The sequence below is a fragment of the Psychrobacter sp. CX16 genome (assembly GCF_057396245.1).
In genome coordinates this window covers 175357-186694 of record NZ_JBXYJF010000002.1, presented here as the reverse complement: position 1 = coordinate 186694, position 11338 = coordinate 175357, and the positions used below count along the sequence as shown (strand labels likewise).

General features: G+C 42.7%; 9 protein-coding genes. 5 read left to right on the top strand and 4 right to left on the bottom strand.

Annotated elements, in window-relative coordinates; translation table 11 throughout:
* Nucleotides 1-185 precede the first annotated feature (185 nt).
* Complete coding sequence (locus tag AC2SLM_RS01585; RefSeq protein ID WP_486551561.1) at nt 186-1169, top strand: DHH family phosphoesterase; 984 nt, start codon at nt 186-188, stop codon at nt 1167-1169.
* 270 nt (nt 1170-1439) lie between these two features.
* Entirely contained in the window at nt 1440-2804 is a 1365-nt protein-coding gene (locus tag AC2SLM_RS01580; RefSeq protein WP_486551560.1) for a UDP-glucose/GDP-mannose dehydrogenase family protein, read from the top strand.
* A gap of 341 nt (nt 2805-3145) precedes the next feature.
* Here AC2SLM_RS01580 and AC2SLM_RS01575 read toward each other — a convergent pair whose 3' ends face one another.
* Nucleotides 3146-4600 carry a phosphohexomutase domain-containing protein gene (locus AC2SLM_RS01575; RefSeq protein ID WP_486551558.1) on the bottom strand — a complete coding sequence of 485 codons (1455 nt, stop codon included), beginning with the start codon at nt 4598-4600 and terminating at the stop codon, nt 3146-3148.
* 273 nt (nt 4601-4873) lie between these two features.
* On the opposite strand from AC2SLM_RS01575, the gene mazG reads away from it, so the two are divergent.
* Entirely contained in the window at nt 4874-5743 is an 870-nt protein-coding gene (gene mazG / locus AC2SLM_RS01570; protein ID WP_486551557.1) for a nucleoside triphosphate pyrophosphohydrolase, read from the top strand.
* Nucleotides 5736-6161: a ComEA family DNA-binding protein gene (locus AC2SLM_RS01565; protein ID WP_486551555.1), complete on the top strand. Its 426-nt coding sequence runs from the start codon at nt 5736-5738 to the stop codon at nt 6159-6161. Before mazG ends, AC2SLM_RS01565 begins: the two co-directional genes overlap by 8 nt.
* Here AC2SLM_RS01565 and AC2SLM_RS01560 read toward each other — a convergent pair.
* From AC2SLM_RS01560 to AC2SLM_RS01550, 3 genes are all read right to left on the bottom strand, one after another.
* Nucleotides 6139-6660, bottom strand: coding sequence for a hypothetical protein (locus tag AC2SLM_RS01560; RefSeq protein ID WP_486551554.1), 522 nt, complete (start codon nt 6658-6660; stop codon nt 6139-6141). The genes AC2SLM_RS01565 and AC2SLM_RS01560 overlap by 23 nt on opposite strands.
* A gap of 260 nt (nt 6661-6920) precedes the next feature.
* The gene (locus AC2SLM_RS01555; protein WP_486541549.1) at nt 6921-8789 is read right to left on the bottom strand and encodes a sodium:solute symporter family protein; all 1869 of its coding nucleotides are present in this window, start codon (nt 8787-8789) and stop codon (nt 6921-6923) included.
* 5 nt (nt 8790-8794) lie between these two features.
* Nucleotides 8795-9055 carry a DUF4212 domain-containing protein gene (locus AC2SLM_RS01550; RefSeq protein ID WP_486541551.1) on the bottom strand — a complete coding sequence of 87 codons (261 nt, stop codon included), beginning with the start codon at nt 9053-9055 and terminating at the stop codon, nt 8795-8797.
* A gap of 695 nt (nt 9056-9750) precedes the next feature.
* Between AC2SLM_RS01550 and AC2SLM_RS01545 the strand changes: the two genes are divergently transcribed.
* Complete coding sequence (locus AC2SLM_RS01545; protein WP_486551552.1) at nt 9751-11235, top strand: alanine/glycine:cation symporter family protein; 1485 nt, start codon at nt 9751-9753, stop codon at nt 11233-11235.
* Nucleotides 11236-11338: the final 103 nt, after the last annotated feature.

The window sequence follows — 11338 nt, the reverse complement described above, 5'->3', positions numbered from 1 at the left end:
TGCTAAAATCGCCCCAGACGTTGTTGCAAACCTAGTCAAGGTCTAGACATTAACTACGGTTTACGCCTAGTCTGAAACAATTTTAGCTATCAGCAGTGCTAATTTGCGAATGTTCCACACGCCCTAAATAAACGCTTGTACATAAATGATGTGCACTGATTTTAGTCGCAAAAAGGCATCTGTATATGACTCAATTTATTGATATATTTAATGGTGATGCAGACGGGATATTCTCGCTAATTCAATGGCGAAAAGCTTATCCGGTTAGCTCCGGTGACAAGCAAATGCTAATTACTGGTGTTAAGCGGGATATCTCACTGGTCGATAATATATCAGACAAGATGGCAACTAATGCCAACGTGACAGTATTGGATATCTCATTTGATAAGAACTGTCAGGGCGTTAAGCGGGTTTTAGACAGATGCCAACATCTGTTTTATTGTGATCACCATAAAGCGGACTCGCTGTTTGAGCACCCTAAGCTGATCACCAAAATAAACACCAAGCCAACAGTCTGCACAGGGCTGTTGGTTAATGGTGTGTTGAAAGGCAGTCAGGATCTATGGGCAATTGCTGCTGCATTTGGCGATGGTCTCAATGAGGTCGCCGATAAATATGTGGCAAGCCAAAGACTGAGTACTCAGCAGAGAAATCAGCTCAAAGAGCTTGGGGTGCTTGTTAATTATAATGGCTATGGCAGCAGCGTGCAGGATTTACATTTTGCGCCCGATACGCTGTATGAATTGCTGATGCAATATAACTCACCTTTCGATGTGATAGCAGATTCCCAGTCGCCCTATGCCCGTTTAAAACAAGGCTATAATGCAGATATCGCTTTGGCTAAAAATAGCGAACAGCTGACCCAGCAAGGATTGATAGCGGTACTACTAGGGGATGCTGCTTGGGCAAGGCGTATTAGTGGCACTTATGGTAACCAGCTTGCCGCCGATAATCCCGATAAGCCAGTCGTTATTATCACCACCAATGCATTAGGCTCCTATACCATTAGTCTAAGAGCACCTAAAAGTAATCCGTATGGCGCCAGTACCATTTGTAGCCAGTTTAAAACGGGTGGCGGCCGAGAAGGAGCTGCCGGTATTAACGAGCTACCAAAAGATGAGCTTGATACCTTTTTAGCGGCGGTTCGCAAGTTTTACGACAACCAATAATTAGATCTTTGCTTCATGAATCCTTGATTAAATCTGGCTAACCTTTAGTCGAATTAGAGGCGATTATGGTATATTTAGAGAAACCTATCGTTATTCATATCAAATAAATAATACCCTCTATAGTCGTAGTCAGATATTTGAGATACAAGGCAACCGAGCGCAAGTACTACAAATGTAGGCTTAGCGAGGTTAACACCGTACCTCATTTATATGACTATGACTATAAATAACGACTTAATATATTAATAATAGCTAAGGATTCAGACCATCATGGTTAACAGTATATCTGCAAGTAAAGCGAAGCCTAAACCGCACTGTGTCATTGTCGGTCATTCAATTGAAGCAATTACAACTGCCACTGTGATGGTCAGTCTAGGTAATACAGTAAGTTTATATGCGGATAATGACGCGTTAGATAGCACTCTGACTAACTATAGCTTTGAGCATCAGCAGCAAGCATTGTGGCAGCTGTACTTAAGTCAAGAATCTATTAGGGTTCATCCGTTACCAGAGCAAGCATCAGAGGTATTTGTAAGTTCTGAGAGTGCCGTACAGCAAACTCAGCATGAAGTAGAGCCAAGCTTGTATTGGGTGTTCTATGGTGATTTACCAGAGTCTTGGCGAGTACAGCAGGGTGACGAGCAAACGTGGATTAATCAGTTAAATGACAGCCAAGTACCGGTACAGACTCCGCTTATATTAAGTGGTATCAGTACGTTAGGTATCTTCGCTAATTTGGCTAAGCAGTGTCATCGACCTTGGGTATATTATGTGCCGTTTGTATTCTTACAAGACGGCAGAGCTTATCCGTCTATGTTGTCACCTAAGATATGGTTGATGGGTGAGAAAACAGCAGATTCTGTTGATAAGGTGGTGGTATTACAGCCTTTAATGCAGCAAGCTCAGCAGCATTTTATTACGGATATTGCCACCATTGAATTCTCACGTAGCGCCATCATGAGTATGCTAGCGACTCGAGTGAGCTTTATGAATGAATGGTCGCGCCTAGCGGATCAACAAGGCGTTGATATTCTAGAAGTAGCGACCATCATGGGTTTAGATAAGCGTATTGGCAGTAGCTATCTAAAGGCAGGTTGGGGCTTTGGTGGTCAAACCCTGCCGGCGGAAATTGCTGCACTAGAAGATACTTTGCGAGACACACAAGTTGATAACCGTTTGATGCAAGCAGTCACCGCCATTAACGATGATCAAAAAGAACTGATTTTCCGTAAATTCTGGCAGTATTTCGACGGGGCTATTGAGAATAAGCAGGTTAATATTTGGGGTGCCAGTTATAAGTCTGGTTCTGGGCGCACTTCTGCAGCGGCGATTCATCCGTTACTGCGCCTATTATGGTCATACAACATTACCACTTATGTTTATGCGTTAGAGGCGGAAAGTGAACTAGCAGCTTTGTATCCAGATCAGCCACTGCTTAAGTTTATTTCGCAGTCTACTGAAAAGTTAAGCAGCAGCGATGCGCTATTTGTGTTGTCTTGGCCAAGCACTAAGCGTTTACCAATCAGTGCGATTAATGAGGTGGTTGTGCCTATTTTTGATGCGCAAAATGCCTTTAGCCATCAGCAAATTCAAAGTCTAGTCGGTGATTATCAAGGCATTGGCCGCAGTAAATAAGCGACTAGCTTATTGCGATTAGAATGATTTTATCTGCATAGCTAAAATCATGTGTTCTAGTGGATGCTCCAAATAACAAAATCCCCGTTGACTAAGTCGACGGGGATTTTTATGTTTACTATCGCTTCTATAGAGTTTGACTCATCTTTGACCAATATTAGGGCGTGTCCTCATTTTGAAAATGGTGATAAAAATAAGATAAATCGCAGTCAGACAAGGAAGATAATGCCGTAAATATCGAGATATTTACTCGTTATTTGAGGCAGTATGACAAGATTTAGCTATTTTTAGCCCATTTAAATGTAATCGTACGAATTGAGGAAACGCCCTAATAAAATAAACTAGGCAACTTGAGCACCTTGCTCGGCCAGCCATTGTTTAATCTCATTAATCTCTTCAGCCAGCAGTTTCTCATCACCTTTGGTTTCAATATTGAGGCGAATTAGAGGTTCTGTATTTGAGGCACGAATATTAAAACGCCACTGACCAAAATCTAAACTTAGACCATCAAGAGTGTTTTTATGAGGATTTTGCGGCTGATAATAAGCATCGATACGCTGTAATATCTCGTCGCTATCAACATCGGTTAATCTAAAATTAATCTCACCAGAGCTTGGATAGGCGCTAATACGCTCGTCTACCAATTGTCCCAGAGTTTTGCCGGTTGTTGAGAGCAGTTCAATGGTTAATAACCAAGGAATCATACCGCTATCGCAGTAAAAGAAGTCACGGAAATAGTGATGAGCGCTCATCTCACCGCCATACACAGCGCCTGATTCACGCATAACTTGTTTGATAAAAGAGTGACCAGATTTACTGATAATTGCCTTACCGTCACCTTCGGCAATAATCGCTTCGGTATTATAAAGCACGCGTGGATCATAAACGATCGCAGCGCCAGTATTCTTCTGTAGGAAGGCTTGTGCGAGCATACCCACGATATAGCTGCCTTCAACAAATTCACCCTTGTTATCAAACAAGAAGCAGCGGTCAAAATCACCATCAAAGGCGATACCTAGGTCAGCCTTATTTTCAACAACAGCCTGTTTGGTAGACTCGCGATTGGCGAGAATCATAGGGTTAGGAATGCCATTCGGGAAGCTGCCATCCGGTGTGTGATGTACTTTGATAATATCAATGGGTGCACCGCTTTGCTGCAAACGCTGCTCTAGTAAATCAACTGTCGGACCAGCGCTACCATTGCCTGAGTTAATCACAATCTTCAAAGGAAGAAGTTTATCGGTATCAATAAAGCTCATTAAATGATCGACATAAGCTGTCTTATCTAATTTTTGAGTAACTTGCCCTTTTCCGATAACGTCCGCGAACCCCCCTTGTTCAGCAAGCGCCTGAATATCAGCAAGTCCCGAGTCCGCACTTATAGGTTTGGAGTTTTCGCGTACTAGCTTGAGGCCATTATAATTAATTGGGTTATGGCTGGCCGTTACCTCTATACCGCCCAATGCTTGATAATAACTGGTGGCAAAATAGACTTCTTCGGTACCGGTCATGCCCAAGTCAATAACATCGACGCCGGCATCAATGATACCTTGAATAGCCGATTGCTTGAGTGTCTCGCTTGAGTCTCTGATATCTGCGCCAATCACAATGCAGTTGTTAACCTCATCATTGACGTTATTATTTTGACGCTGATTAGATAAAATCTGAGCGAAGGCGCGGCCAATACGGTAAGCAATGTCTTCATCCAAATTAACGCCTAATTCTCCGCGAATGTCGTAGGCTTTAAATGAAGTAATAGGGCGATGCGGAAAGGTAGCGCTTGTGTTATCTGTCATAGGGCACTCTTTTTATTGGTAGGTCTTTTTATTATGGAAAATAGGTTATGGATAATGAGCTATTAAAAATGGATAGCAGCTTTTGTTAATAGCGTTAAGGTTATTCTAGCATTTTTAATCGGTATTTTTGCAGCGTGAAAAATGAGATAGCTTGACGGTAAATGATGTACGGCTAAGATGCTAAACTATGCAAAAGAAATCGCTGTTTAATCAGTTAAAGGTGACAGACCCTTATTAATCACTCTATTTAAAAAAGGATAAGAGACGACTGTTATGCAAAATAAGACCGCTAGACAGAATAACGATGTTCAATCGCCAGCACCAGTACAAGGAACCCCTGAAGCGACCGGTAATATTAATGACTTATTGGCATTAATGGCCAGACTGCGTGCAGAGTGCCCATGGGATATTAAGCAGACCAATCATAGCCTGATTCCTTATGCTATTGAAGAGGCCTATGAGCTGGCAGAAGCAGTACAAGAGGGAGATATTGAAGACATTAAAGGCGAGCTTGGGGATGTGTTGCTACAAGTCATCTTTCACTGTCAGATTTATGCAGAGCAGCACCAGTTTGATTTAAGTGATGTTATTTATACGTTGCAAAGCAAGTTAATCCGTCGTCATCCGCATGTGTTTGAAGCAGATAAGCTGCCCGATGATGAAGCGGTTAAGAAACGTTGGGATGAAATTAAAGCATTAGAAAATGCAGAGCGTGAGCGCCGTGGTAAGTCCAAACGCCGCTTAGATAATGTCAAAGCAGGTAGTGCCCTGATGCAAGCACAGAGCCTACAAAAAGAAGCCAGTAAACTTGGGTTTGACTGGGACGGTATTGAGGGCGCGATTGAAAAGTTAGAAGAAGAGATTGCTGAACTAAAACAAATTATTCCAACGGATGGGCACAAGCCCGATGCAGCGTTAAAGGCTGAGCTTGAAAAAGAGCTGGGCGATTGTGTATTTGGTTTGGTCAATGTGGCGCGTAAGCTTAATTTGGATGCCGAAGCCGCAACCTTAACCTGTGTACATAAGTTCCGCTCACGTTTTGGCTATATCGAAGATGAGCTGACAAAACAAGGAAAAACCCCTGAGACCAGTAGCTTACAAGAGATGGATACACTGTGGGAGCAAGCCAAACAGCATGAATAAAGCGGAAATGCTTAACCTATATAGAGATAATGGTCTGAGCCAAGTAGTGATAGTTTTGGCGATTGGATTGGCTTTGATGCTATCGACGATGCCAGTTTATGCCCAAGGGCAAACCTTACAGTGCTTTAGTGATATGAATAAGGCGTATAGTTATTTAATGGCGCAAGAGCAATCAGCTGGCAAGAATAGTCAGCAATCAAATACGACATCTTTGATTAATATAAATACTGCCACTGAAGGTGAGTTAACCGGATTAACCGGCATTGGCAGCCGCAAAGCGCAAGAAATTATACGCTACCGCGAAGCATTCGGAGATTTTGATACGATTGATACGTTGGTCTCCGTCAAAGGCATTGGCGTGAGAACTGTTGAGAAAAACAGATCTCGACTCACGATTAGCTCTGACACACCGCCTTAATAAGAGCATCGTTTTTTGCTAAAGAATGCCATTTGACATCACTGGCTAAGTTAGCTGACTCGGGAATACTGGCATAAGCAGATTGGGTGCAGTTGATAAGCTGAGGCACAATTTTGGTACTGATACGGCGTTCAAGCAAGTATAAGTTCACTTTATAAACATCAGATGATTGAGTACTCTCACTGGCCTTAATAGGCTGGGCTTCATTAACGGCCATAAAGCGAACAACTTGTGGTTTAAGATAGCTCCAAGGTCGATACCAAGTTGTCTCTTCAATACTTTTGACCACACTGACTTGCTCAGGTAGCTGATTTAACTGATGATCCTGCCAGTTATATTCTTGATGTAATTGAAAACCAAGCATGCCAATACCTGCAAAGATAGGCAGTAGCCATTTGGGTGCAAGATGTCCTGTAAACTTGCTTAAATGCCGAATAATAAGGGCAATACCCGCCATACCAAATCCTGCGGTAATAGTGGCAATAAATTCATAAATCATAACGCTTTTCCTAAGTGCTCTATACTCATGTGTTTCTGTATAGGGTTTTGCTGTGTTCTATAGTCAAAATTATTTAAAGGTCATCTAATAACACGTGAAGTGATTTTCTTATCGAGTAGTACGGCGAACTAAGCTAACGGCATATTTGTCTAAATGACTTTGACTATAAAACCTATGGTAGGTTAGGGCTGTGTCCGCTTGCAGTAGCAAACGGATACAGTTTTAAGCAATTTAAAAGCAGTTTGTTTTAGTGATGTAGATTAATGATCGACCGCACCTGTCGCACCGCGGGGGGTACGTACACTTTCAACCAATTGTTGAATATGCGCAGGTGGTGGTGCAGTCATAGACGATACTAAGAAGGCTACGCCAAAGTTAATCAATGCACCAATCGCACCAAATGACAGTGGCGAGATACCAAATAACCAAAACTCTGCGGTATCTGGGAAATTCGCTGTGCTTGATACAAAGAACCAGCCTTTAAACACAAAGATATAGACAAGCGTTGTGATTAAGCCTGCAAGCATCCCTGATATAGCACCAATGCTATTAATGCGTTTTGAGAAGATGCCCATCATCAATGCTGGGAATAAAGAGGCACCGGCGATACCGAAGGCAAGTGCTACAACCTGAGCGGCAAATCCTGGTGGATTTAGACCTAAGTAGGTTGCCACAACAATCGCCACACCCATAGAGATACGCGCTGCTAATAGCTCACCTTTATCACTAATATTAGGGTTTAAGTTACGCTTGATTAAATCATGGCTAATGGCAGATGAAATAGCCAATAACAAACCTGCTGCGGTTGATAGAGCGGCAGCCAGACCACCAGCAGCGATAAGACCAATAACCCAAGGTGGCAGATTGGCAATCTCAGGATTAGCCAGTACCATAATATCTTTGTTTACATTAAGCTCATTACCCGTCCAACCAGAGCTATCAAACTTACCTTCTAATACGAGACCGTGTGCTAAGCGTGCTTCATCTAATAGTGCAGTAGCTGCAGCAATATCGCCACCATTGGTTTTAGCCTCATCAAGATTAAGCTGTGCTTGACCTAAGCCACTATCATTGTACATTTGAATACGGCCGTCATTATTTAAGTCGTTATATTGGATAAGACCAGTTTCTTCCCAAGTCTGCATCCAGTTAGGACGCTCATCGTAAGACAATGCGGGTGCGTCAACACCTTGAGGATAAATGGTATCGATAAGGTTTAAACGGGCCATAGCACCGACCGCTGGTGCAGTGAAGTAAAGTAGTGCGATAAATACCAGTGCCCAACCTGCTGACCAACGCGCATCAGAAACCTTAGGAACGGTAAAGAAGCGAATAATAACGTGAGGTAGGCCTGCTGTACCAATCATTAATGATAAGGTAAACAGTACCATGTTTAATTTGTTAGGAACATCCGCAGTATAAGCAGTGAATCCTAACTCAGTGACTACTTGATCAAGCTTGGTTAATAGAGGAATACCTGAATCTACATGGTCAGAGAACAGCCCTAAACCAGGAATCGGATTACCCGTTAATTCAAGTGAGATAAATACTGCAGGCACAGTATAAGCAATGATAAGAACCACATACTGAGCGACCTGAGTATAAGTAATGCCTTTCATACCACCAAGTACAGCGTAGAAGAAAACAACAACGGCAGCAATAATGAGGCCTGTTGTGTTATCCACTTCTAAGAAGCGAGAAAATGCCACACCAGCACCGGTCATCTGACCGATAACGTAGGTCGTTGAGGCAATAATCAGACACACCACAGCGACTAAAGCAGCTGTTTTGGAATAAAATCGATCACCGATAAAGTCGGGCACCGTGAACTTACCAAACTTACGTAAATAGGGTGCTAATAGTAAGGCCAGTAATACATAACCGCCTGTCCAACCCATAAGATAAGTAGATGCGCCATATCCGCCAGCGGCCAATAAGCCCGCCATTGAGATAAAGGACGCGGCACTCATCCAATCGGCACCAGTTGCCATACCGTTAATAACAGGGTGGACACCGCCACCAGCAACATAAAACTCTTTAGTAGAACCTGCGCGGGCCCAAATAGCGATACCGAAATATAGCAAGAAGGAGGCGCCCACAAATAAAATATTAATCGTAAATTGACTCATTAGAGCTACTCCTCGTCTACGCCGTATTGTTTATCGAGCTTGTTCATACGCCACGCGTAGAAGAAGATGATGATAATGAAGGTGGCAATAGAGCCTTGTTGGGCAAACCAGAACCCTAAATCAGCCCCACCAAATTTAATGCCGGCTAGTAGCGGCCGAAGTAAAATGGCAAAGCCGTAAGGAACAATTGCCCAAACTGTAAGGCAGCCCAAGATAAGTCGGACATTAGCCTTCCAGTAGGCGGAAGAGGTATCAGAATGATGCATACGACAAACTCCTTTTGTCAGAATAAGGGAGGCGGCGATGGCCTCCGAGATAGACTGCATCCTGCAGTCGCTATTTGTATGATTTTTATTAATTAATTTTCTTTATTACAACTGAATGTTAAAAAATAGTTAACAGCTTGATTTAGTTTACAAGTGTATTATGACGATAGCAACCAACTATTTTGATAAATCTATTTTATTTTCAATAGATTTATTGGTTTCGGTGTCAGTGCGGAGTCAATAATCGCTAAAGTAAGTCATGGTGTTTATTTAGCCGTTAAGGTTGTGCTCTTTTATTCAATTTTTTAGAATGACCCGCAACGGTATCTAGCAAAATCCTATTGCTCTGAAATAGCTACTTTTTGCTAAAAAAAGCCACTTTGATGGTTACTATGAATTTAGATAGTTACTATGAATTTAGATGGTTACTATGTATTTACTTATTAATTTTGGCTAATGTGATTCACTACAGCCCAAAAATTTGAGCACGCAGATAAGCTGTGTGAGCGTCAACCACTTAACTTATTATCTAGACCTAATTCATCTTAACATCCATGTTGATGGGTGCTGCGCTAAGTAAGGTAGCAGTGCTGGCCATATTTGTATATGCGCATCCATACTCTGTGCTCTATTAAAGGATCAAAGGCGTTTATAAAGCGATAATCAAGAGAGGTCTGGATTAAAGGAGATAACTTATGTTGGATGCTTTTAATGCTTTTGTCGGATGGGGTAATGGTCTTATTTGGGGTAATGATGATTGGCTCATCATGAATAATCCTTGGTTCGGACTATTGGTTTTTGTATTAATTGGTGCTGGACTCTTCTTTACGGTCGCAACTCGATTTATTCAATTTCGTCATTTTGGTCATATGTGGAAGCTGCTACGTACCTCAGGACAAGGGCGTAAAGATGGCGGTATTAGCTCTTTTGAAGCATTAATGACCTCACTTGCAGCACGTGTTGGTACCGGCAACCTAGCTGGTGTTGCTATTGCGGTGTATGTCGGTGGTCCAGGGGCCGTGTTTTGGATGTGGATAACTGCGCTGGTGGGTATGTCAACCAGCTTTATTGAGTCAACTCTCGCGCAAGCTTATAAAGTACCGCACGATGATAACGTCTACCGAGGTGGACCTGCTTATTATATCGAGCGCGGTGTCGGTCAGCGCTGGATGGCAGTGCTATTCTCACTATGTTTATTGGTCGCCTTTGGTCTTGCGTTTAACGGTGTACAGGCCAATACCATCGCTCAAGCGACTAATGAGGCCTTTGGTATTCCGGCTTGGGCAACCGGCTTAGTTTTAGTGGCACTGGTTGCCCCTGTGGTCTTTGGTGGACTGCGTTCGGTGGCGCAAGTGGCCGGTAAAGTGGTGCCTATTATGGCAATTTTATATATCTGCCTTGCGCTATTTATTATTATCACCAACTTCTCATTATTTCCTGTCGCTATTGCGCACATTGTTAAATCAGCATTTGGTCTCGAGCAAGCCGCAGGCGGTGTGCTCGGTTATGGTGTTGCCCAAGCGATGATTAATGGTATCAAGCGTGGTCTGTTCTCGAATGAAGCCGGTATGGGTTCAGCGCCGAATGCTGCTGCAACCGCAAAAAGTCATCCTGACCATCCGGCAGTGCAGGGCTTTATGCAAATGCTAGGCGTGTTTATCGATACATTAGTGATTTGTACTGCGACAGCCTCTATCATTATCTTATCAGGAGTGGTTGACCCAAATGTCGAGCAAGAAGGTATTCAATTAACACAGCTTGCTTTATCACATTATGTGGGCGATTTGGGCGTGTACTTTATTGCCATCGCCATTTTCTTCTTTGCGTTTACCTCTATTATTGCTAACTACAGTTATGGTGAATCGAACCTAGAGTTTATTTCAGGCAGCAAAAATGCTAAGCCAGCCATTATGGTTTTCCGAGTAGTGGTATTGGCTATGGTATTTATTGGTTCGGTGGCCAGTCTGCCTGCTATATGGAACTTTGCCGACTTGTCTATGGGTCTAATGGCGTTAACCAACTTAGCAGCGATTTTGATTTTAACCCCAGTGGCGCTGCGTATCTTGAAGGATTACGAGCGTCAGATTAAAGAGGGTAAATCCCCTGACCAAATCACCTTCGATCCTGATCGATTTGTGAAGCTAAAAGACGAAGCCAATCGTGACGCTTGGAAAGATTAGTTTCCATTTAGCTTGTGTTTTAAACAGCGCTATCTAAAATAACTGTCCATAAAAAATACCCCGCTCAATTGAGTGGGGTATTTTTATGCTTACTATGATTAAT

Excerpts from the sequence above, each read along its gene's own strand:
- AC2SLM_RS01580 (WP_486551560.1), top strand. The coding sequence starts at position 1,440 with ATGGTTAACAGTATATCTGCAAGTAAAGCGAAGCCTAAACCGCACTGT.
- AC2SLM_RS01585 (WP_486551561.1), top strand. The coding sequence starts at position 186 with ATGACTCAATTTATTGATATATTTAATGGTGATGCAGACGGGATATTC.
- AC2SLM_RS01550 (WP_486541551.1), bottom strand. The coding sequence starts at position 9,055 with ATGCATCATTCTGATACCTCTTCCGCCTACTGGAAGGCTAATGTCCGA.
- AC2SLM_RS01575 (WP_486551558.1), bottom strand. The coding sequence starts at position 4,600 with ATGACAGATAACACAAGCGCTACCTTTCCGCATCGCCCTATTACTTCA.
- AC2SLM_RS01545 (WP_486551552.1), top strand. The coding sequence starts at position 9,751 with ATGTTGGATGCTTTTAATGCTTTTGTCGGATGGGGTAATGGTCTTATT.
- AC2SLM_RS01565 (WP_486551555.1), top strand. The coding sequence starts at position 5,736 with ATGAATAAAGCGGAAATGCTTAACCTATATAGAGATAATGGTCTGAGC.
- AC2SLM_RS01560 (WP_486551554.1), bottom strand. The coding sequence starts at position 6,660 with ATGATTTATGAATTTATTGCCACTATTACCGCAGGATTTGGTATGGCG.
- AC2SLM_RS01555 (WP_486541549.1), bottom strand. The coding sequence starts at position 8,789 with ATGAGTCAATTTACGATTAATATTTTATTTGTGGGCGCCTCCTTCTTG.
- mazG (WP_486551557.1), top strand. The coding sequence starts at position 4,874 with ATGCAAAATAAGACCGCTAGACAGAATAACGATGTTCAATCGCCAGCA.